Annotated in this window: 19 protein-coding genes; 9 read left to right on the top strand and 10 right to left on the bottom strand. The window is 67.9% G+C overall.

The window, feature by feature from the left end; translation table 11 throughout:
- Positions 1 to 155: 155 nt before the first annotated feature.
- Positions 156 to 2519, top strand: a complete 2364-nt coding sequence (locus tag HAV18_RS28565) for a UvrD-helicase domain-containing protein (RefSeq protein ID WP_166962845.1) — start codon at positions 156 to 158, stop codon at positions 2517 to 2519.
- A complete protein-coding gene (locus tag HAV18_RS28560; protein WP_166962843.1) occupies positions 2516 to 3313 on the top strand; it encodes a 5'-methylthioadenosine/adenosylhomocysteine nucleosidase in 798 nt (265 codons plus the stop codon). Before HAV18_RS28565 ends, HAV18_RS28560 begins: the two co-directional genes overlap by 4 nt.
- Positions 3314 to 3382: 69 nt before the next feature.
- Here the strand turns inward: HAV18_RS28560 and HAV18_RS28555 are convergent, their stop codons facing one another.
- A complete protein-coding gene (locus HAV18_RS28555; protein WP_166962842.1) occupies positions 3383 to 4621 on the bottom strand; it encodes an MFS transporter in 1239 nt (412 codons plus the stop codon).
- A gap of 407 nt (positions 4622 to 5028) precedes the next feature.
- Between HAV18_RS28555 and HAV18_RS28550 the strand changes: the two genes are divergently transcribed.
- Both HAV18_RS28550 and HAV18_RS28545 read left to right on the top strand, forming a co-directional pair.
- Positions 5029 to 6702, top strand: a complete 1674-nt coding sequence (locus HAV18_RS28550; protein WP_166962841.1) for a methyl-accepting chemotaxis protein — start codon at positions 5029 to 5031, stop codon at positions 6700 to 6702.
- A 189-nt stretch (positions 6703 to 6891) separates the two neighbouring features.
- Positions 6892 to 7920 carry an EpsG family protein gene (locus tag HAV18_RS28545; RefSeq protein WP_166962839.1) on the top strand — a complete coding sequence of 343 codons (1029 nt, stop codon included), beginning with the start codon at positions 6892 to 6894 and terminating at the stop codon, positions 7918 to 7920.
- A gap of 37 nt (positions 7921 to 7957) precedes the next feature.
- Here the strand turns inward: HAV18_RS28545 and HAV18_RS28540 are convergent, their stop codons facing one another.
- The 4 genes from HAV18_RS28540 to HAV18_RS28525 are packed head-to-tail and all read right to left on the bottom strand — an operon-like array spanning position 7958 to position 12869.
- Complete coding sequence (locus HAV18_RS28540; RefSeq protein ID WP_014897260.1) at positions 7958 to 8833, bottom strand: HlyD family secretion protein; 876 nt, start codon at positions 8831 to 8833, stop codon at positions 7958 to 7960.
- 12 nt (positions 8834 to 8845) lie between these two features.
- Positions 8846 to 9049 (bottom strand): DUF1656 domain-containing protein, encoded by a 204-nt coding sequence (locus HAV18_RS28535; protein ID WP_059769419.1) that lies wholly within the window; start codon positions 9047 to 9049, stop codon positions 8846 to 8848.
- Positions 9046 to 11247 (bottom strand): FUSC family protein, encoded by a 2202-nt coding sequence (locus HAV18_RS28530; protein ID WP_166962838.1) that lies wholly within the window; start codon positions 11245 to 11247, stop codon positions 9046 to 9048. Before HAV18_RS28530 ends, HAV18_RS28535 begins: the two co-directional genes overlap by 4 nt.
- 14 nt (positions 11248 to 11261) lie before the next feature.
- The gene (locus HAV18_RS28525; protein WP_166962836.1) at positions 11262 to 12869 is read right to left on the bottom strand and encodes an efflux transporter outer membrane subunit; all 1608 of its coding nucleotides are present in this window, start codon (positions 12867 to 12869) and stop codon (positions 11262 to 11264) included.
- 157 nt (positions 12870 to 13026) lie between these two features.
- On the opposite strand from HAV18_RS28525, the gene HAV18_RS28520 reads away from it, so the two are divergent.
- Positions 13027 to 13968: a LysR family transcriptional regulator gene (locus tag HAV18_RS28520; protein ID WP_166962835.1), complete on the top strand. Its 942-nt coding sequence runs from the start codon at positions 13027 to 13029 to the stop codon at positions 13966 to 13968.
- 117 nt (positions 13969 to 14085) lie between these two features.
- Positions 14086 to 14238, top strand: a complete 153-nt coding sequence (locus tag HAV18_RS28515; RefSeq protein ID WP_166962833.1) for a hypothetical protein — start codon at positions 14086 to 14088, stop codon at positions 14236 to 14238.
- A 59-nt stretch (positions 14239 to 14297) separates the two neighbouring features.
- Here the strand turns inward: HAV18_RS28515 and HAV18_RS28510 are convergent, their stop codons facing one another.
- The 4 genes from HAV18_RS28510 to wrbA are packed head-to-tail and all read right to left on the bottom strand — an operon-like array spanning position 14298 to position 17594.
- Positions 14298 to 15128, bottom strand: coding sequence for a metallophosphoesterase (locus HAV18_RS28510; protein ID WP_166962832.1), 831 nt, complete (start codon positions 15126 to 15128; stop codon positions 14298 to 14300).
- Positions 15129 to 15153: 25 nt separating this feature from the next.
- The gene (locus HAV18_RS28505; protein ID WP_166962830.1) at positions 15154 to 16575 is read right to left on the bottom strand and encodes an FAD-binding oxidoreductase; all 1422 of its coding nucleotides are present in this window, start codon (positions 16573 to 16575) and stop codon (positions 15154 to 15156) included.
- 18 nt (positions 16576 to 16593) lie between these two features.
- Complete coding sequence (locus HAV18_RS28500) at positions 16594 to 16986, bottom strand: DUF2069 domain-containing protein (RefSeq protein WP_166962829.1); 393 nt, start codon at positions 16984 to 16986, stop codon at positions 16594 to 16596.
- The gene (gene wrbA / locus HAV18_RS28495) at positions 16983 to 17594 is read right to left on the bottom strand and encodes an NAD(P)H:quinone oxidoreductase (RefSeq protein WP_166962828.1); all 612 of its coding nucleotides are present in this window, start codon (positions 17592 to 17594) and stop codon (positions 16983 to 16985) included. Before wrbA ends, HAV18_RS28500 begins: the two co-directional genes overlap by 4 nt.
- A gap of 145 nt (positions 17595 to 17739) precedes the next feature.
- On the opposite strand from wrbA, the gene HAV18_RS28490 reads away from it, so the two are divergent.
- A complete protein-coding gene (locus HAV18_RS28490; protein WP_166962826.1) occupies positions 17740 to 19071 on the top strand; it encodes a YihY family inner membrane protein in 1332 nt (443 codons plus the stop codon).
- Between the two features lie 16 nt (positions 19072 to 19087).
- Here HAV18_RS28490 and HAV18_RS28485 read toward each other — a convergent pair whose 3' ends face one another.
- A complete protein-coding gene (locus HAV18_RS28485) occupies positions 19088 to 19405 on the bottom strand; it encodes an Mpo1-like protein (protein ID WP_166962824.1) in 318 nt (105 codons plus the stop codon).
- Between the two features lie 157 nt (positions 19406 to 19562).
- Here HAV18_RS28485 and HAV18_RS28480 point away from each other — a divergent pair, with 157 nt between their 5' ends.
- A complete protein-coding gene (locus tag HAV18_RS28480) occupies positions 19563 to 20018 on the top strand; it encodes a CBS domain-containing protein (protein WP_006755543.1) in 456 nt (151 codons plus the stop codon).
- A gap of 139 nt (positions 20019 to 20157) precedes the next feature.
- A complete protein-coding gene (locus HAV18_RS28475; RefSeq protein WP_166962822.1) occupies positions 20158 to 22092 on the top strand; it encodes an MFS transporter in 1935 nt (644 codons plus the stop codon).
- Positions 22093 to 22317 lie beyond the last annotated feature (225 nt).

Below are 22317 nucleotides of genomic sequence, written 5' to 3'. Positions count from 1 at the left end.
CCAGCCATCGCCTTGCCGGAACGGCCCTGTCGCGACGGGGCCGCAACGCGCCGGCAGCGCGTCCGAGACGCGTGGTCGAACGGATCGGGAACGGCATCGCTCGGCCGACTTATAATGTCGGGTCCGCATTTTTCTCGCCCGTCCGCTGCCGCTCCATGCCCGATCTGCTCGCCAATCTGAACCCCGAACAACTCGCCGCCGTCACGTTGCCGAACGAACCGGCGCTGATCCTTGCAGGGGCGGGCAGCGGCAAGACCCGCGTGCTGATCACGCGCATCGCGTGGCTGATCCAGCAGGGCTACGCATCGCCGCCCACCGTGCTCGCCGTCACCTTCACGAACAAGGCCGCGCGCGAGATGATGGCGCGTCTGTCGGCGATGATGCCGATCGACACGCGCGGGATGTGGATCGGCACGTTCCACGGCCTGTGCAACCGGATGCTGCGTACGCACTGGCGCGACGCCGGCCTGCCGCAAACCTTCCAGATCCTCGATACGGCCGACCAGCTGTCCGCGATCAAGCGGCTGATGAAGGCCGCGAACGTCGACGATGAAAAGTACCCGCCGAAGAACGTGCAGTACTTCATCAACAATGCGAAGGAGCAGGGGCTGCGTCCCGACAAGGTCGACGCGTCCGACAACTTCAACCGCAAGTTCGTCGAGCTGTACCAGGCATACGACCAGCAATGCCAGCGCGAGGGCGTCGTCGATTTCCCCGAGCTGCTGCTGCGCTGCTACGAGCTGCTCGCGTACAACGCACCGCTGCGCGCGCATTACCAGGCGCGCTTCCGGCACATCCTCGTCGACGAGTTCCAGGACACCAACAAGCTGCAGTACGCGTGGCTCAAGATGCTCGCGGGCGGCGAGAACGCGATCTTTGCGGTCGGCGACGACGACCAGTCGATCTATGCGTTCCGCGGCGCGAACGTCGGCAACATGCGCGACTTCGAAAACGAATTCCGCGTGCGCAACCTGATCAAGCTCGAGCAGAACTACCGGTCGCACGGCAACATCCTCGACGCGGCGAACCAGCTGATCTCGAACAACGCGCACCGCCTCGGCAAGAACCTGCGCACCGACGCGGGCCACGGCGAGCCCGTGCGCGTGTACGAGGCGAGCACCGATTCGCAGGAAGCCGGCTGGATCGTCGAGGAGATCCGCTCGCTGATCAACACCGGGATGGCGCGCAGCGAAGTGGCCGTCCTGTACCGCAGCAACGCGCAGTCGCGCTCGATCGAGCATACGCTGATGTCGTCGGGCATCCCGTACCGCGTGTACGGCGGCCTGCGCTTCTTCGAGCGGCAGGAAGTGAAGCACGCGCTCGCGTACCTGCGCCTGATCGACAACCCGAACGACGACACGGCGTTCGTGCGTGTCGTGAACTTCCCGACCCGCGGGATCGGCGCGCGCTCGATCGAGCAGCTCGCCGACGCCGCGCGCCTGTACGGCTGCTCGATGGCCGCCGCGATTCCGTACGTGACGGGCAAGGCCGGCACGAGCCTCGGCGGGTTCGCGAACCTGGTCGCGAAGATGCGTGCCGACACGCAGCAGATGAACCTGCCCGACACCGTCGAGCACATCGTGCGCGCCAGCGGTCTCGCCGATTTCTACCAGGGCGAGCGCGAAGGCCAGGACCGTCTCGAGAACTTGCAGGAACTCGTGAACGCGGCCACCGCGTTCATCGCCGAGGAAGGCTACGGGCTCGACACGCCCGCCCGTTCGATCCCGCTGCGCGCGGGTGCGATCGCGGCACCCGAGCTTGGCACCGCGACGGACGATCCGGCGGTCGAGGTGCTCGATCCGGTATCGCCCGTTGACCCGGCACAGAACCCCGACACGATGACGCCGCTCGCCGGCTTCCTGTCGCATGCGTCGCTGGAGGCCGGCGACAACCAGGCGCAGGCCGGCCAGGACGCCGTGCAGCTGATGACGGTGCACGCGGCGAAGGGGCTCGAATTCTCGGCCGTGTTCATCACGGGCCTCGAGGAAGGGCTGTTCCCGCACGAGAACAGCGTGCTCGAATCGGACGGCCTCGAGGAAGAGCGCCGGCTGATGTACGTCGCGATCACGCGCGCGAAGGAGCTGCTCTACCTGTCGTTCGCGCAGAGCCGGATGCTGCACGGCCAGACGCGCTACAACGTGCGCTCGCGCTTCTTCGACGAACTGCCCGAACACGTACTCAAGTGGCTGACGCCGAAGGTCGAGGCCGGTTCGCGCTGGGGCGGCCGGTCGGACAACGCCGGATACGGGCGCGACTGGTTCGCGCGGCCGGGCGGCGGCAGCCGCGAGCAGATCGTCGATGCAGCGGTGTCCGCGCCGCTGCCGGCGTTCGCGAACAAGCAGCGCGCCGCTGATACCGGCTTCCGGGTCGGCCAGCAGGTGTTCCATACCAAGTTCGGCGAAGGCACCGTCACCGCGCTCGAAGGCAACGGCACCGATGCGAAGGCGCAGGTGAAATTCAAGCGGCACGGCGAGAAGTGGCTCGCGCTCGCGGTCGCGAAACTGCAGGCGGTGGAATGATGGGCATCGATAAGGTTTCCACGTCTTCGGCCCGCCCGCTGGGCATCCTGGCCGCGCTGCCCGAGGAACTCGGCGACCTGATCGCCGCGATGCGCGCCGACGGCGCGATGAAGACGGTCACGCTCGGCCGCCGCGATTATCACGTCGGCACCGTGCACGGCGCGGCCTGCGTTGTCACGCTTGCGCGGGTCGGCAAGGTCGCGGCCGCCGCGACGGTCAGCGCGCTGATCCACGTGTTCGGCGTGGCGGGCGTGGTGTTCACCGGCGTAGCGGGCGGTGTGTCGCGTACGGTGCGCGTCGGCGATGTCGTCGTGGCCGATACGCTGCTGCAGCACGATCTCGATGCGTCGCCGCTCTTTCCGCGCTACGAGGTGCCGTTGCTCGGCATCACGCGTTTCGCAACCGACGCCGTGCTGACGGCCTGTCTCCGCGAAGCCTGCACGCAGTTCGTCGCAGAAGAGGGCGCGCAGTTCGCCGAACGCTTCGGCCTGGGCGGCGCGACGCTGCACGCGGGGCTCATCATCAGCGGCGACCGCTTCGTGTCGAGCGAGCGCGAGGTCGTCGCGCTGCGCGACGCGCTGCCGGATGCGCTCGCGGTCGAAATGGAAGGGGCCGCGATCGCGCAGGTGTGCGCGGAGCACGACGTGCCGTTCGCGCTCGTGCGCACGATCTCCGATACGGCCGACGATCACGCGACGCAGTCGTTCTCGCACTTCCTGTCGGCGATCGCGAGCAGCTATTCGTCCGGCATCCTCAAGCGTTTCCTGACGCTGCATGCGACGACGGCGGCCTGAAGCCGCCGTCAATTCCGTCGATCGGAGCATCACGGCCGCGGCGCCAGCAGGCGCGCCGCGGCCGTTTTTTTACGCCTTCTTGCGTCGGCTGCTTTCGAGGTTCGGCAGGAACACCGTCAGCACGCCGATCAGCGGCAGGAACGAGCACACCTTGTAGACGAACGTGATGCTCGTCGCGTCGGCGAGCTGGCCGAGCACGGCCGCGCCGACACCGCCGAGGCCGAACGCGAAGCCGAAGAACAGGCCCGCGACCATCCCGACCTTGCCGGGCATCAGCTCCGTCGCGTAGACCAGGATCGCGGCGAACGCCGACGCGAGCACGATGCCGATGATCACGGTCAGCACGCTGGTCCAGAACAGGTTCGCGTACGGCAGCAGCAGCGTGAACGGCGCGACGCCGAGGATCGATACCCAGATCACGTACTTGCGGCCGATCCGGTCGCCCACCGGCCCGCCGATCAGCGTGCCCGCCGCCACGGCCGCGAGGAACACGAACAGGTGGATCTGCGCGGCCTGCACCGACAGGTGGAACTTGTCGATCAGGTAGAACGTGAAATAGCTGTTGATGCTCGCGAGGTAGAAATACTTCGAGAACACGAGCAGCACCAGTATGCCGATCGCGCCCATCACGCGGCCGCGCGACAGCGTCGGGTGGCCGGCCGCCGCGACCTTCTTCTTCATCGACGGATGCTTCTTGTACCAGTGGCCGATCTGCGTGAGCACGATCATCGCGACGAGCGCGGCTGCCGAGAACCACGCGATGCTGTGCTGGCCGTGCGGAATGATCACGAGCGCGGCGAGCAGCGGCCCGAGCGCGGAACCCGCATTGCCGCCGACCTGGAACACCGATTGCGCGAGCCCGTGCTGGCCGCCCGACGCCATCCGCGCGACGCGCGACGATTCGGGGTGGAACACCGACGAGCCGCAGCCGACGAGCGCCGCGGCCACCAGCAGCATCGTGAAATTCGGCGCGACCGACATCAGCAGCAGCCCCGCGAGCGTGAAGCCCATGCCGACCGGCAGCGAATACGGTTTCGGCCGCTTGTCGGTATAGAGGCCAATGAGCGGCTGCAGCAGCGACGCAGTGATCTGGTAGGTGAGCGTGATCAGGCCGATCTGTGCGAACGACAGCGCGAACTGGCTCTTGAGCATCGGATAGATCGCGAGGATCAACGACTGGATCATGTCGTTGAGCATGTGCGAGAAGCTGATCGCGCCGAGCACCGGGTAGACGGTGCGGGCGACGGGTGGCGCGGACGGCTGGGTGGCGGCTGCGCCGACGGTGCCGGTGTCGAGGCTGGTTTCCATGTGAGAGCTGAACGAGTTGAGGTGGTGGGCGCGCTCTGCTGGGGATCGGCGCGTCGTGAATCGTTGCTGCGTCAAAGAAGTGTAATTTGGCGTATCGAGAATGTCCGGACAAGTTTTATCGTGAATCGGACATTCATCTGACGGATCGACCGATGCCCGCTTTTTTGACCGGGTATAACGCAGGCGGCATGCCCGCCCGTCGGCGAGGGGGCGTGCACGGGCCGGTACGTGGTTTACCGGACTCAAGAAACGGCGGTGGCGGCCGTAGAACGACCCAATGACAACAGGCGCGCCGCGCCCGGCACCGGCTATCCGCCGTGCGGGCGCAGGACGCGCGGCATGGCCAGCCATCGCGGGAACGCCGGGACCGACCTTTCCGGCCGCGTGATCAATACGGGGATAGTTCGATGAAAGCAGCATCTTTGCATCCACAGCCGGGTGCGGCCGCCGCCGCACCCGACGTTGCCGCCGGTCGCGCCGCCCGGCGCCTGCGGGCGGCGCGCCGTGAGCGCCGGCCGTGGACCGTCAAGGCGACGTTGCGCGCCGCATTCGCGATCCTGCTCGCCGGCACGCTGGCGATCGGCGTGTTTTCGCTGTGGCAGATCAGCCGGCTGAATGCATCGATCGCGTCGGTCTACGAGCAGGGCCACGTCGCGAGCCGCGCGGCCGAGGAGGTTCGGGCCGAATTGCTGCGCGCGAGCCGCGCCCAGAAGATGCTGCTGACCGCGACCACCGCGAAGGAGCGCGACGAACTGGGTGCCGAGGTTGGCGCGGGGCTCGCGTCGATCGGCCAGGCGCTCGGCACGCTGCAGCGCTATGCGGATCCGGCCGACGTCGACGATTCGGCACGGTTGCGCGCATTCTCGACAGCGGTCGGCACGTGGAGCGCGCATCTGCGCGATTTCGTCGCGCTCGTGCGCGCGCAGCCGCTCGACCTGTCGCAGATGAACTGGCAGGTCGGCACGCAGGACGTGTCGCTGCTGGTCGAAACCGGCAAGCTCGAGAAACTGGTCGCCGAACTCGTGAAGACGCGCGGCGCGAAGTCGAAGGCGACGCTCGATGCGTCCGCCACCATTTTCTCGTCGTCGTTCGCGATGATCGCGGCGATGACGGTTGCGCTGATCGTGCTCGCGATCGTCATCGCCGAGCGCGTCGTGCGCCGTCTCGCGTCGCAGCTCGGTGGCGAGCCCGCGCACGCCAAGGCGATCGCCGCGGACATCGCGCGCGGCGACCTGACGCGACCGATCACGCTGGGCCGGCACGACCGCGACAGCATGGTGCGTGCGCTGGCCGAGATGCAGACGGGGCTCGCGGCGACCGTCGGCGAGATCGCCGTCAGCGCCGAGGCGATCGCGGCCGCGTCGGGCGAGATCTCCACCGGCAACCTCGATCTGTCGAAGCGCACCGAGCAGCAGGCCGTCGCGCTCGAGCGCACCGCGGCCAGCATGGAACAGCTCACGTCGACCGTACGGCAGAACGCCGAGAATGCGCGGCAGGCGAGCGCGCTCGCGGCCAATGCGTCGGTCGTTGCGGAGACGGGTGGGGAAGTCGTCGGGCGTGTGGTGGCGACGATGAGCGAGATCGACGACAGCGCGAAGAACATCCGCGACATCATCGGCACGATCGAGGGGATCGCCTTCCAGACCAACATTCTCGCGTTGAACGCGGCGGTCGAGGCCGCACGCGCCGGCGAGCAGGGGCGCGGCTTCTCGGTGGTTGCGGGCGAGGTCCGCCTGCTCGCGCAGCGCGCGGCGACCGCGGCGAAGGAGATCCGTGCGCTGATCGGCGCGTCGGTCGAGCGAGTCGCGAACGGCGCGGCCCTTGCGCACGATGCGGGCCGCACGATGGGTGACGTCGTGCGCGCGGTCAAGCGGGTGACCGACATCATCGGCGAAATTTCCGCCGCATCGGACGAGCAGAGCGCCGGGATCGACGAGATCGGCCGCGCGGTCACGCAGATGGACGCCGGCACCCAGCAGAACGCGGCACTCGTCGAGCAGGCGGCCGCCGCGGCGAACGCGCTCGACGAGCAGGCGCAGGCACTGAAGTCGCTGGTCGGGCGCTTTCGCATCGCGGCCTGAGCGCCGCGCGGTCGCGGGCCGGCCACCCGCGACACGCGCATTCCGCCGCTTTTCTGTTGCTCGGTGACAAAACCGGCAGTGACGCGGCGCGCAATCCCCTACAATGCGCTTCCACACAGTTGGGGGCAGAACTCGCGGCGCGCGCATCGACACCGGTGCGGCGGTGCGCCGAGCGGGTCATTCATAACAATGACAACGACGATTTATCTGAGCGGATACCTGTGCATCCTCGTCTCCGCGGCGATCGGCTTGCGTACGCGCATGCCCGCGTGGCGGTGGCTCGCGGCGGGCATCGCGCCGGCCGCGACGTTCGCCGTGCTGCGTGGCCGGACGGGCACCGACACGGCGATTTACCAGGACATCATCGCCGGCATCTGGAGCGGGAACCTGAAGGTCGTACCGCGCACGCTCGAGCCCGGCTTCGTGTGGCTCGTGCGCGCGCTCGAATGGGTCGGGCACGACCCGCGGATCGTGACGGCGATCCTGTCGCTGCTGATCGTCATCGCATGTGTCGTCGCGTTCGGGCGGACGGCCGAAGATGCGTGCGTGTTCGCCATGCTGATCTTTCCGCTGTTCTTCTACGACATGGCGATGAGCGGGCTGCGCTACGGTCTCGCGTTCTGCGCGGCCAAGATCGCGTCGGACGCGTGGGCGCGCCGGCGGCATGGCACGTCGATCGCGCTGTCGGCCGCGGCGGCCAGCATGCATGTGTCGGCGGTGCTGCTCGTCGTGCTGCTGCAGGTGCGGCGGCTGCGCCTGCTGCGCTATGCGGGGCTGGCGGTCGCGATCGGCGGCGTGCTGTTCGCGATGCATCACGACGCGTTGCTGGCGAAGTTCGGCCTCTATGCGGCGTTCACGCCGCCGGCGCAGATATCGGGCAGCGCGCCGCTCGTGCTCGCGCTGCTGACCCTCGCGGCAGGCTGGGTGCTGCTTGCCCGCATGCCGCGCACGCTCGTGTTCCTGTTCGCCTGCGAGATCGCGAGCTTCGCGCTCGCTCGGGTCAGCTATGCGGGGCTGCGCTTCCAGTGGCTGGTGCTGTTCGCGATGAGCTGCCAGTTCGTGCCGCTGCAACGCGTGCCACACGTGCGGCGCCCGTATGTGATCGCCGCACTCGTCGTGATCGGTGCCATCGGCTTTGCGATGCGGTTGCGCAACATGATCGGCGAAGCGGGGCTCGGCCCGTCGCCGTTCCTGCCTTACCGGTTCTTCTGGGAGTGACGCAGCCGGGCGGGGTGCCGCCCGGCGCGCTCCGCGCTTACGACTTCTTCTGCTTGTCGGGATCGATGATGACCGTGCAGGTCGTGCCCGCCGACAGCACCACGTCGGCCGGCACTTCGTCGATCCGGATGCGCACCGGCACGCGCTGCGCGAGGCGCACCCAGTTGAAGGTCGGGTTCACGTCCGCGACGAGGTCGCGGCTTTGCGGGTTGTCGCGATCGTAGATGCCGCGCGAGATGCTTTCGACGTGGCCCTTCATCACGCCGCCGCTCATCAGCCGCATCTCGGCCGGCGCGCCGATTTTCACGCGCGGCAGCTTGGTTTCCTCGAAGTAGCCGTAGACCCAGAACGAATGGCTGTCGACGATGGCGAGCTTCGCCTGGCCGGCTACCGCGTAGTTGCCCTTGAACGTCTGCAGGTTCGTGATGTAGCCGTCGACCGGGGCGACGACGCGCGTGCGCTCGAGGTTGAGCTTCGCGGCATCGAGCGCGGCGATCGCCTGCTGGTACTGCGCGTCGGCGCTCGACGCACTGTGCGCGGCGTTCTCGCGGTTTTCCTTCGACACGACGAGCGCATCGAGATCCGCGCGGCGGGCCGCGTCGTCGCGGCGCATCTGCAGTTCCGCGCGGCGGGCGGCAACGGCCGCCTGCGCCTGTTCGACGGCGATCTGGTAATGCGACGGGTCGATCTGCATGATCAGGTCGCCCTTTTTCACGAGCTGGTTGTCATGCACGGGCAGTTCGACGATCGCGCCCGACACGTCCGGCGCGACGTTGACGATTTCGGCGCGTACGCGCCCGTCGCGCGTCCACGGATCGTCCATGTAGTGCACCCAAAGCGAGCGCCCGATCAGGATCGCGACGAGAAGAATGACGGCGGTCGCGACGAAGCCGAAGAGTTTTCTGAGAATCATGATGGTTCGGAATCAACGGTAAACGGCAAGACTCAGTCCGCCGCAAATGCAGACGAGGAGGCAGGCCCGAAACAGCGACGGGTGCCAGACGAGACGGTAGAGGCCCGTATAGGCGAGCACGCGGTCGACGGCCCAGGTCGCGAGCGCGCCGAGGACGAACATCAGCACCACCGTGGGCATGTAGGCATCGAGAATGGCGATTTCACGCGGCATCATGACGAGGCTCCTGGTTGGGGACGCACGGGGCGGTTGCGGTTGAGCGCGGCGAGCGGCGATTCGGGATCGAGCAGTGCCGTGCGCACGAAATGCAGGTGGCTCAGGATGCGCTGCAGCCGGTGACGTTCCTCGCGCGTCGGCGTGAACGCGTCGAGCGTCTGCCGGGTCGTGTCGATTGCATCGTTGACCGCGGCGAGCGTTGCCTCGAAGCGTTGGGTGTCCGGCCGGGTGAACAGCGACGACAGCGCGGCACGCATCGTCTCGATCGCGCGTCGCCACGGCATCGTCGGCGCATAGCGCGGATCGGACGGCAGCGTTGCCAGCTCGTGGCGCAGGTCGATGGCCGCATTGCCGGTTTCGAGCACCGCGAACATCCAGCGCAGCGCGTCGCGCTGCACGTCGGGCTGGTCGGCCGACAGCGTGTGCGCCTGGTACATCAGGTCGCGCGCGCCGCTCTCGAAGCGCGTGCGCAATCCGTCGAGCCGCGCGTGGCAGGCCGCGACGGCCTGGTGACGCAGGTCGGCGAACAGGCGTTTCTTGAGCCACGGCGCGGTCGGCGGGAACAGCACGGCGAACGCGATCGCCGATACCAGCATCGACAACAGGAGCGCGAGCGCGTCGTTCATGAAGCTCATGGGATCGTAGTGCGTGATGCTGTCGGGGCCGGCGAGGAAGCAGAAGAAGATCAGGTAGCCCGCCCCGTAGCCCGCGAGCTTCGGCTTCAGCGTCATGTAGATGCCGATCGCGAGCAACGGCGCGAGCGCCGCGCACAGCAGGACGAAGCCGTCGATCCGCGGGTAGATGCCGAACATCAGCAGGAAGCCGGTGCAAACGGCCAGCGCCGTGCCCATCCCCATCTGCGCGGCCATCGCGGTCGGGCGCGGCGCCGACGACGCGAGTGCGCAGGTCGCCGCGGCGTTCAGCACCAGCATCACGCCGCTCGGCCACGCGGTCTCGATCCAGAACCAGCCCAGCGCGAGAATCACCGTCGCGGTGCGGATCCCCGCGATCGTGGCGGCCGTCCGGTTGGTGCGCGGTTCGTAGCGCTCGATCCAGCGTTCGCGCTCGTGCGTTGCGGTCGCGAGCGACGCATAGGTCGCCGCGTATTCCTGCAGGTCGGTGATGAAGCGATACAGCAGTTCGGCGGCCGTATCGAAGTCGAGCAGCGGGAAGCCGGGCTGCGTTTCGAGTTCCGCGCGCGTCGCGCGGATTCGGCGTGGCAGCGCGTCGCGCCACGCGAGCAGTTGCTCGGCCGAGTGCGCGGCGTCGATCGACGTGCGCACAGGTTCGCCATCGCGCGTGAGCAGCGGCGCGATCTCGCGGAAATACGGCTCGATCGCATCGATCGCGGCCTGCGCGCCGGCCGCGTGCAGCCGGTTCATCAGCTGGTGCAGCGCGTGAAAGCGGCTCGATGCGCTCATGAACTCGCTGTTCAGCCGCGCGAGGCGCCCGCTGCGCATGCGCGTGTCCGGATCCTCGAACACGGCCATGCTGCGCGCGGCCTCGAAACCGACCACGTCGGCGACGAAGCGCGTATGGATGGTCTCGATGTGCGCGCGGTCGAGCTGGCCCGACAGCGCCGACGCGACGTAGTCGACGAAGCTGCCGAAGCGCTTGCGCACCGTCGTGCGCATCTGCTCGCCCGTGTACCGCGGAAACACGAGCGCGCTGACGACGCCGGCCGACACGATCCCGATGATGACTTCGGAGACCCGCGTCATCGCGCTCATGAATGCCCCATCCGGGTGTTGCGACGCGGGCAGGCCGATCAGCGCGGTCGTATAGCCGGCGAGCAGGAAGCCGTAACTGCGGAAGTTGCGGTTGCGCGCGGCGCCGGCGGTGCACAGCGCGATCCACAGGGCGATCGCCAGCAGGAACAGCTGCGGCTGCTGCGGGAACAGCCCGACGAACGTGAGCGTCGCGATGAGCCCGAAGATCGTGCCGGCGACCCGGTAGAAGCTTTTCGCGAGCACGGCGCCGCTTTGCGGCTGCATCACGATGAAGACGGTCGTCATCGCCGTTTTCGGCGCCGGCAGGTCGAGCCGCATCGACACGCCGAGCGCGATGAAGGCCGCGAGCAGCGCCTTGAACAGGTAGAGCCACGCGGCGCCGTCGGTGCGGGCCCAGTCGCCGAACGAGGCGGTCCAGGCCGCGAACGGGCCGCCGGCGGACGTGGAAGCGGGGGAGGAGGCTGACATGGGCTCGCTCCGCGTTACCGTGCGGCCGGCACGCCGGACGCACCGGTGGCCGCGACTTGCGCGGGCCGGGCGGCGGCTGCCACGGGTTTCGCCCCCGACGCGGCGGCAGGCGCGGCTGCGCCCGCGGCGGATTCGTCGTGCGACGGATGGCCGCCCCGCGGATGGCTGCCCGGCACGTCCGTGCCCGTCTCGACGCCACCGCCGAGCGCGGCCATCAGCTGAGCGTGCGCGGCGAGGCGTTCCGCATCGATGCGGGCGGCTGTCTCCTGCGCGCGCAACAATTGCTGCTGCGCGACCAGCACGTTGACGTAGTCGGTCAGCCCGCGGCGGAAGCCTTCGCGCGACAACTGGTAGCTGCGGTCGTTGGCGGCCACCGAGCGCGTGGCGTCCTTCTTCTGTGTATCGAGCGAACGGATCCGCACGACCTGGTCGGCGATGTCCTTGAGCGCGCCGACGATCGTCTGGTTGTATTGCTCGACCGCCTGGTCGTAGCCGGCATCTGCCGCCCCCAGCTGCGCGCGCAGCCGGCCGCCTTCGAAGATCGGCAGCGACAGCGCGGGGCCGGCCGTCCAGCCACCGTTCATCGCGCGCAGGAAGTCGGTGAACGGCGCGGTCACGCCGAAGCCGCCGACCGTCGCGAGCAGGTCGATGTTCGGGTAGAACGAAGCCTTCGCGACGTCGATGCCGCGCGCCTGCGCGTCGACCGTCCAGCGCGCCGCGACGACGTCGGGGCGGCGGCCGAGCAGGTCGGCCGGCATCGCCGACGGCAGGCCGGCCTGTGCGTCGAGCGACAGATGCGGCCGCTTGATCGCATCGCCGGCGCCCGGACCCTTGCCGGCCAGCGCGGCGAGCTGGTGCCGCGCGAGCTGGATCGCTTCCTCATAGCTGTCGATCTGGCGCTCATAGTCGGGCAGCGTCGATTCGGCCTGGCTCACTTCGAGCTGGGTGCCGAGGCCGGCCTGCAGTCGCTTGCGCGCGAGATCGGCGAGCGAACGCTGGCGTTCGAACGTTTCGTGCGCGAGGTCGAGCAGCGCATAGTTCATCGACATGCCGACGTACGCGCGCACGACGTTGACTTCGAGTTCGAGCTTCGCCGCGCGTGCGTCGGCGGCGGTCGCATGCGCGGTGTCGAGCGCGCGCTCGGTCGCGTTCTTGTCCTTGCCCCACAGGTCGAGGTGGTACGACAGGCCGAGCGTGCCGGTGTTGTTCCAGGTATCGGTGTTCGCGAGCGGGCCGGGGCCGTAATACACGTTGTCCGGCCAGTGCTGGCGCATCAGCGAGAGGTTGCCGTTGATTTGCGGCAGTTCGGCCGAGCGGGCCACGCGCGCCATCGCCTGCGCTTCGCGTACCCGTGCCTCGGCGGCCGCGAGCGTCGGGTTGCCGGTCTGGGCGGCAGCGATCCAGGCATCGAGCTGCGGATCGCGGTAGGCGCGCCACCAGTCGGCCGCGGGCCAGCCCGCGTCACGGTCGGCCGCGCGGATGGCGGCGCCGGCATCGAGCGCGTTCGCTTCGATGCGGGCCGACTGCGGCTTGTTGTCGCCCATGCTCGCGCAGCCGGCCATTATTAATGAGACTGCAAGAACCGCCAGTGCGAGCGTCCCTTTTGTCGCCGGAGACTGCACGATTTTCTCCCTTTCGGATATAGATGAGTCGGATGCGATTATATTTTTCAGCGATTCCTGAATATATGGACAAGGGTGCAAGTCATTTTTACGAATCCTGAGACAATACTTGTTCGCCTCTGTGCAACAATCCGTTCGGATTCAAACGGGTAATGGGATGGATACGTTACAAAACATGCGGGTGTTCGTCCGCGTGGTCGACGCGGGAAGCTTTACCGCGGCCGCCCAGCAGATGAATTCGACCACCGCCTATGCGTCGCGCGCGGTCTCCGATCTCGAGGCGCACCTGCGCACGCGCCTCCTGAACCGCACGACGCGCCGGATCGCGCTGACCGAAGCCGGCGAGCGCTACCTGCAGCGGTGCGAGCAGATCCTCGCGTATGTCGACCAGGCCGAAGCCGAGGCGGGCGATGCGCATGCGCGCCCGTCGGGCAAGCTGAAGGTGCATTGCTTCACGAGCCTCGGCCAGCACTACCTGGTGCCGGCCATCGCGCGCTATCGCGAGCGCTACCCGGACGTGCACGTCGAGCTGACACTCGCGCAGCGGATGCCCGACCTGCTCGACGAGGGGTACGACGTCGCGATCGTCGTCGGCCGTGACCTGCCGGATTCGGGGCTCGTGTCGCAGCGGCTCGGCGAGAGCTACAGCGTGGTGTGCGCGTCGCGCGGCTATGCCGAGGCGCATGGCGTGCCGCAGCGGCCGGCGGATCTCGCGCAGCACGTCTGCCTCGGGATGGTCGCGCCGGGCTTTCAGTTCGACGAATGGGCGCTGGCCGGGCCGAACGGCGACGAAATCGTCCCGATCACGGCGCCGCCGTTTCGGGTGAACGTCGCCGAGGCGCTCGCCGTGGCCGTGCGGGAAGGGATGGGGATCGGCGGCCTGCCGCTCTATTCGGCGATCGGCTGGTTGCGCAGCGGGCACATCGTGCGCGTGATGCCCGAATACCGCTCGCACGTGATGAACATCTACGCGCTGTATCCGTCGCGTCAGTACCTCGACGCGAAAATCCGGACCTGGGTCGATTTCCTGCGCGACGAACTGCCGGCCACGCTCGCAGCCGACGAAGCCGCGCTCGAGCCGTACACGCGTGTGACATGACAGCGCGGTTGGCCGCAATCTGACGAGATTTGTCCTTCACGCAACATTTTTTTACGAACGCGTGTCAGACAGTTTGATACTGTGGGAATTAACGAGATACGCAACCCCGGAGTAGCAATGGATACGCACCTGATGATCGGCCTTGGAGTCCTGCTGGGCGCGGCCGCGGCCGCCGCGGCGACCCGCGACCTGCTGCGCGCGATGAAGGCGAAGGCGCGGATGAAGCCGGTGCCGGTGCGAGTGCACGAGCCGCGCCGCCCCGGCCGCTGATCCCGCGGTCACGCTCCGGGTTGAAAAAGGCCGCGCAACGCGGCCGGCCGGGCCGGCGTTCAGCCGAGCTCGACGACCTGGTCCCACGCGAACGCGGTATTTTCCCGTTCGCCGGTGCGCCGGTGGATGTAGCCGCGCGGATTGCACACCACGCGTGTGCCGCCGTCCGACACATAATCGAATGACGTATGCGTGTGGCCGTGGAGCCACAGATCTACCGGCGGCTGCACGAGTTCCGCCATGTCCGTGACGAATCCCGCCGACGCAAGATCGTCCGCATAGCGCTGCGCCAGCGAGCGCCGGTGCGGCGCATGGTGGGTAACGACGATCGTCCGGCCCGCGAACGGTTTCGCGAGCTGCGTTTCCAGCCAGGCGCGGCTGCGTCGATGCAGCGCGATTGCGTCGGCCGGCGAGAAATCGCGTTCCGGCGTGCCCGGTGCTGCATGCAGCGCCGCGTCATGCGGCCAGGTCACCTGGATCAAGCCCTTGAAATCGAGCATCACGCGCAGCGCGGCGTCGATTGCGCCGGCCATGCTGGCTTCATCGGCGCCGAACAGCGAAAAATCGGCCCAGAGCGTCGTGCCGAGCACGCGGAAACGCTGCGCGGGATCGACGTAGACGTCGTTGTTCAGGTAATGCACGTTGTCGAGCGCCTGCGCAGCATCGCGCATCGCCGTCTCCAGCGCGCCGAATTCCCCGTCGTAGTACTCGTGGTTTCCCGGCACGTAGATCACCGGCACCGCCGGGTCGAACGTTTCGGCGGCCCAGCGCAGGCCTTCCGCGTGATTGTGGATGTCGCCGGCCAGCACGACGAGATCCGCATCGGCATGCGCGATCGCGTCGGGCTGGTTGCTTTCGAGGTGCAGGTCGGACAGGACGCGGACTTTCACGGGCGGGGCTCCGGAGTGGGCGGCTTCAGCGCAGGACCTTGCCGGGATTCATCAGGCCGCGCGGGTCGAGCGCGGTCTTCAGCGTGCGCATCAGCGTCGTTTCGACCGGCGACTTGTAGCGCTGCACGTCGTCGATCTTCAACTGGCCGATCCCGTGCTCCGCGCTGATCGTGCCGTGGTGGCGGTGCACGTTGTCATAGACGATCCGGTTGATCGGCGCCTGGAACGCCGCGAGGAACGCCTTCGCATCGCCGCCTTCGGGCATCTGCACGTTGTAGTGGAGGTTGCCGTCGCCGAGGTGGCCGAACGTGACCATCCGCGCGCCCGGCGCGGCCTGCTGGATCGCCGTGTCGGTCTCGTCGATGAAGCGCGCGATCGACGAAGTCGGCACCGCGATGTCGTGCTTGATGTTGAGCCCCTCGTCGGCCTGCGCGAGCGGGATGTGCTCGCGCAGGTCCCAGAACGCGCGCGACTGCGCGAGATTCTCCGCGACCACCGCGTCGGTCACGAGCCCGGCCTCGAACGCTTCTTCCATCAGTTTCTCGAACAGCGCGCGCGCATGCGCTTCGCTTTCGTTGTCGGACAGTTCGAGCAGCACCGTCTGCGCATGCGTCTGCGCGAACGGGTAGCGCAGTTGCGGGTAGTGCTTGCCGACGAGCTGCATGCAGAAATCCGACATCAGCTCGAAGCCGGTCAGGAGCGGCCCGGCCGCGCGCTGCGCGAGGGCGAGGAAATCGAGCGCCGCGTGCGGCGACTCGAGCGCGGCGAGTGCCGTGACCTGCGCGGCCGGCAGCGGATGCAGCTTCATCACGGCCGCCGTGATGATCCCGAGCGTGCCTTCCGCGCCGATGAACAGGTCGCGCAGGTCGTAGCCCGTGTTGTCCTTGCGCAGCCCGCGCAAGCCGTCCCAGATCTCACCTTGCGGCGTCACGACCTCGAGCCCGAGACACAGCTCGCGCGCGTTGCCGTAGCGCAGCACCGCGGTGCCGCCCGCGTTGGTCGACAGGTTGCCGCCGATCGTGCAGCTGCCTTCCGCCGCGAGGCTCAGCGCGAACAGCCTGCCACCTTCGCGGGCGCGCGCCTGCACGTCGGCAAGGATTACGCCGGCTTCGACGGTGATCGTGTTGTTGTGCGGATCGAGCGCGCGCACGCGGTTCAGGCGCGCGAGGCTCAGCACGGCCTGGCTGCCGCTCGCGTCGGGCGTGGCGCCCCCGGCGAGGCCCGTGTTGCCTCCTTGCGGCACGAGTGCGACGCCGTGCGTGTTGGCCAGCTTCACGAGTGCGGCGACTTCGGCCGTGTTCGCGGGCTTCAGCACCGCGCACGCGGTGCCCTTGTAGCGGCGGCGCCAGTCGGTCAGGAACGGTTCGGTATCGTGCGGATCGGTCAGCACGTAGTCGGCGCCGATCGCATCGCGGCACGCGGAAACGAAAGCTTCGGAGGACATCATCACCTTGTCGCGTAAGGGTCAGGACGCGGCACGCGATTTTTTCGCCGCGCGCTTGAACGGCGCGACGTACGCCAGCGCCGCCACGAAGAAACCGACGGCGAGCGCGGTCTCGTACCAGCCGAGCGTCGCGGACAGCCCGCGATCGGACATGCCGCGCACGACGCCTTCGGCGAAATAGACGAGTATCAGCATGCTCGCCCACTGCATCGTATAGATGTTACGCCGCCAGACGCCGGGCAGCGCGAGCGCGAGCGGTATGGCCTTGAGCATCAGCGCGGAACCGCCCGGGCGCAGCGGCGCGAGCCACAGCTCCCACGCGAGCGACAGCGCGATCAGCGCGACGAGGCACGCGGTGGCGATCAGCGCGTAGCGCGGCCGGGCCGTGACGGCGGGGCGGGCGGGGGCGTTCATGCTGCCTGGGCGCTGGAGAGGGCGGCCGCCGCGCGCGCGAGCCGCACGCCGAGCGCGGCCGCGAGCGCCTTTTCGTCCGCCGACAGGCCGGCGGCGGCCGAGCGGTCGTGCTGCGCGACGTGGGATGCGCCGTACGGCGTGCCGCCGGTGCGCGTCGTGCTGAGCGCGGATTCCGTGTACGGGATCCCGACGATCATCATCCCGTGATGGAGCAGCGGCAGCATCATCGACAGCAACGTCGATTCCTGGCCGCCGTGCAGGCTGCCCGTCGACGTGAACACGCTTGCCGGCTTGCCGGTCAGCGCACCCGACAACCATTGCGGCGTGGTGCCGTCGAGGAAATACTTGAGCGAGGCGGCCATGTTGCCGAAGCGGGTCGGCGAGCCGAGCGCGAGGCCCGCGCATTCCTCGAGATCGCGCAGCTCCGCATACGGCGGGCCGTCGGCGGGGATGTCGGGGGCGGTGGCTTCACAGACGGTCGACACGGGCGGCACGGTGCGGATGCGGGCCTGCATGCCCGGCACGCTGTCGATGCCGTTCGCGATCGCGAGCGCGAGATCGCGCGTGGCGCCGTGACGGCTGTAATAGAGGACGAGGATGTCTTTCATGGGCGACGGAGCCACGTGCGGCCGCGCGCGTGCCCGGTGCAGTCGGCCCCTGCTGGAATCGAGCGGCTATTATAGGGGCTGAAGCCGTCGCGTAGCGCGGCGGCGGCGCGCCGTGAGGCGCGCGGCATCAAGAAGGAGAAGTCGTTTGCCGAAGTTGAGCGTCGATCTCGACACCCTCAAGCGCCTCGCGCAGTTCGCGGCCCGGCGCAGCGCCGAGGATCGCATCCCGCAAGTGGCGGGCAGCCTGACCTTCACGACGATGCTGGCCCTCGTGCCGCTCGTGACGGTCGCGTTCGCGCTGTTCACCGCGTTCCCGATGTTCGCGTCGTTCCAGATCTCGCTGCAGGGGTTCCTCGCGGATCACCTGATGCCCGCGCAGTTCAACATCCAGATCTTCAAGTACCTGAACCAGTTCGCATCGAAGGCGAAGGGGCTGACGACGGCCGGCCTGATCGTGCTCGTCGTCACGTCGGTGATGACGATGATGACGATCGAGTCGGCGTTCAACCTGATCTGGCGGGTGCGCAAGCCGCGGCCGTTCGCGCAGCGCGTGCTCGCTTACTGGGCGCTGATCACGCTCGGGCCCTTGCTGTTCGGCGTGAGTCTGTCGATCTCGTCGTACCTGTTCACGCAGTCACTCGCCTTTACCGGCGCAGCGCCGTCGACGTCGATCGTCGAGTGGCTGCTCGCGCTCGTGTCGTTGCCGCTGACGGTGCTCGCGTTCACGCTGCTGTACGTGTACCTGCCGAACTGTACGGTCGCATGGCGCGACGCGGTGATCGGCGGGCTGTTCGCGGCCGTCGCTTTCGAACTCGCGAAGCGCGGTTTCGGCTACTACGTGCGGCGCATTCCGACCTATACGGCCGTCTATGGCGCGTTCGCGGCGTTGCCCGTGTTCCTGTTATGGGTGTACCTGAGCTGGTTCATCGCACTGCTCGGCGCGATGGTGGCCTCCGCGCTGCCGGCGATCCGCGTCGGTCAGTTCCACCGCATTCACTATCCGGGCAGCGACCTGCTCGACGCACTGGAAATGCTCGCGCGGCTGGCCGAAGCGCGCACGGCCGGCAAGCGCGGCTATACGGCGATACGGCTCGCGGCCATGCTGCGCTGCGACATGGAAACCGCACAGCGCTTGCTGACGACGATGGAGGAGCGGGAATGGATTGCGCGCCTGGACGGCGGCGGCGACACCACGCCGCGCTATATCCTGCTCGCGAACCCGGAGCAGCTGACGCTCGCGCAACTGTTCGACGTGCTGGTGATCGACCGCACGGAGCTGACCTACCAGCTGCAGCGCCGCCGCAGCCATGTCGAAGGCGCGGCGCTGCTCGCGGTGCTGTCGAGCGATCGCTTCGACGTGTCGCTCGCGTCGCTGATCGCCGCGCACCGGCTTGCCGGCGCACCGCCGGAGGGCATCCCGGGGCAGACGCCGAGCGGCGCGTCCGACCCGCACGCGCGGCCGCCGCGGCCCGCATGAGCGGGGTGCTCGGCCGTTACAACGGGATCTTGCCGGTGCAGATGTCCTTGAACATCACCCAGTCGCCCATCAGGCTGTAGATCGGGTGCCGGAACGTGGCCGGGCGGTTCTTCTCGAAGAAGAAGTGTCCGACCCACGCGAACCCGTAGCCGCAGACGATTGCCGCCGGCAGCCACAGCCAGTCGCCGGTCGCGATCGCCATCGCGACGCAGCCGATCACGCCGAGCGAGCCGACGAAGTGCAGCCGCCGCGACGTCAGGTTCTGGTGTTCGTTCAGGTAATACGGGTAGAAATCAGCGAAGCTGGCGAATTGCTCCGAATGCGTATGCGCCATGGCCGTCTCCTCGGGCCGCTGTTCATGCGGCCATTGTGCTGCCGGCGGCGCGCTTCCGCAAGCGGGGGCGGCCCGCCGCACGGGCCCGAGCTTTCCTTTTGACAGGCTTTCCGATAGGATCGAAAGAGGTTTTGCATTCAAGCATGAGGGGACTACGATGCGCGTCAGCGATATTCTGAAAGTAAAGGGCAACACGCTGTTTACGGTGACGCCCGACAAGCCGCTGCGCGAAGCGGTCGATACGATGGCCGAGCACGACATCGGTTCGCTCGTCGTGATGGAGTACGGAGATCTCGTCGGGATGCTGACGTTCCGCGAGATCATCCTGCGCCTGCACGTGAACGGCGGCGCGATCGGCGACGTGCAGGTGCGCAAGGTGATGGACGAGCCGCTCACGTGTACGCCGGAAACGGACGTCAACGAAGTGCGCCGGATGATGCTCGAGCGCCATGCGCGCTATATGCCGGTGCTCGACAAGAAGGTGCTGATGGGCGTCATTTCGTTCTACGACGTCGCGAAGACGGTCGTCGAGGCGCAAAGCTTCGAAAACAGGATGCTGAAGGCGTACATCCGCGACTGGCCGGAATCGGAAGCCGAAGCGCACAAGTCGTGAACCACGCCGCGCCCGTCGCCGTTATGCGCGGGCGCCGCCACCCGGCACGCGGCGGCGCAGGCTTGTCCTGCGCCGCCGTTTTTTCAATGACCATACAAGGCCCGTGCAGCGTCGCCCAGACGGCGCGCGCGTATTCCGCATGAGCGATCAAACGCAAGCCACTTCCGGGCGGCGCGGCGAACGGCAGGCCCACGCGTCGCAGTTCGACCTGCTGCGCGAGCGCCGTTTCGCGCCGTTCTTCACGACCCAGTTCCTCGGCGCGCTGAACGACAACGTCTTCAAGATCGGCTTCACGTCGCTCGTCACCTATCACACCGCGCGGTTCGCCGGTGTCGATGCGAAGACGGCGGCCTTCCTGATTTCCGCAATCTTCATCCTGCCGTTCGTGCTGTTCTCGGCGACGTCCGGCCAGATCGCCGACAAATACGACAAGGCGACCCTCACGCGTTTCGTGAAGACCTTCGAGATCGGGCTGATGCTGGTCGGCGCGGCCGGCTTCGTCACGCACAGCGCGCCGCTGCTGTATCTGTGCACGTTCATGATGGGGATGCACTCGACGCTGTTCGGGCCCGTCAAGTATTCGTACCTGCCGCAGCATCTCGGCGAGCATGAGCTGGTCGGCGGCAACGGCCTCGTCGAGATGGGCACGTTCATCGCGATCCTGATCGGCACGATCATCGGCGGTGCGGCGGCGGGCATCGAAGGCGCCGGCGAGCGCGTGCTCGCGGTGAGCGTCGTCGTGATCGCGCTCGCGGGGCGGCTCGTCGCGCAGCGCGTGCCTTCCACGCCGGCGCCGCAGCCCGATCTCGTGATCAACTGGAATCCGGTCAGCGAGACCTGGCGCAACCTCGGGCTCGCACGCCAGAACCGCACCGTGTTCCTGAGCCTGCTCGGCATCTCGTGGCTGTGGTTCGTCGGCGCGACGTTCCTCACGTCGTTCTTCAATTTCGCGAAGGACGTGCTGTCTGCGAGCCCCGACGTCGTCACGATCCTGCTCGCGACGTTCTCGGTCGGTATCGGCCTCGGTTCGCTGCTGTGCGAACGGCTGTCGCAGCGGCGCGTCGAGATCGGCCTCGTGCCGCTCGGCTCGATCGGCATCAGCGTGTTCGCGATCGAGCTGTATTTCGCGAGCCACGCGCTGCCCTCGCCCGGCCATTTGCTGTCGGTCGGCGAATTCCTGGCCGGCGCGCGCCACTGGCGCATCCTCGCCGACCTGTTCCTGCTCGCGATGTTCGGCGGCTTCTACAGCGTGCCGCTGTACGCGCTGATCCAGAGCCGCAGTGCGCCGACGCACCGCGCGCGGATCATCGCCGCGAACAACATCCTGAACGCGCTGTTCATGATCCTGTCGGCCGTGATGGCGATGGGGCTGACCAAGGCCGGCGTCGACATCCCGGGGCTGTTCCTCGTGACCGCGCTGTTGAACGTCATCGTCGCGGCGTATATCTATCTGCTCGTGCCCGAGTTCCTGCTGCGCTTCGTCGCGTGGGTGCTCGTCCACACGTTCTACCGGATTCGTCTCGTGCACGCGGAGCGGATTCCGGCGGAAGGGGCGGCCGTGCTCGTGTGCAACCACGTCAGCTACGTCGATGCGCTCGTGCTGGCTGCGGCGAGCCCGCGCCCGATCCGTTTCGTGATGGATCACCGGATCTTCAAGACGCGCTTCGCGAGCTGGGTGTTCCGGCATGCGAAGGCGATCCCGATCGCGCCGCGTCACGAAGATCCCGCGATGCTCGCGCGCGCGTACGACGCCTGCGAGGCCGCGCTGAAGGATGGTGAACTCGTGTGCATATTCCCTGAAGGCAAGTTGACGAAGACGGGCGATATCAACACGTTCCACCACGGCATCATGGAAATCCTGGGCCGCACGCCGGCACCCGTGATTCCGATGGCGCTGCGCGGGCTGTGGGGCAGCTATTTTTCGCGGCATTCCGATGCGCGGATGCCGCGCCCCATCAAGCGCGGCGTGATGAGCCGGCTGACGCTGGCGGTCGGCGAGCCGATCCCGGCGTCGGTCGCGACGCCCGAGTCGCTGCAGGCCGCCGTAACCGAACTGCGCGGCGCGCGGAAGTAGGCTGGGCGGGCGCGGCGCGGGTTGCCGATCGCCGCGCCGGGCCGTGACGGCGGTCGCGAATCGGTCACGGGCCGGCCGGCCTCGACCGGAATGGCGCGAGTTGCCGACCGTTGCACCGGGCCATAGCCACGGCCGGGTCGTGTGGTCTGAGCGGTTCACACGGCCCGCGTGCCCGGGACGGCTGGCATAATAGCGGCTTACCTCTTTTTCTCGACCGGCAAACGA

This window comes from Burkholderia sp. D-99 (assembly GCF_011605345.1).
Classification (GTDB): Bacteria; Pseudomonadota; Gammaproteobacteria; order Burkholderiales; family Burkholderiaceae; genus Burkholderia.
Note: the sequence above shows the minus strand (reverse complement) of the source record. Positions and strands in the feature narration are given on the sequence as shown.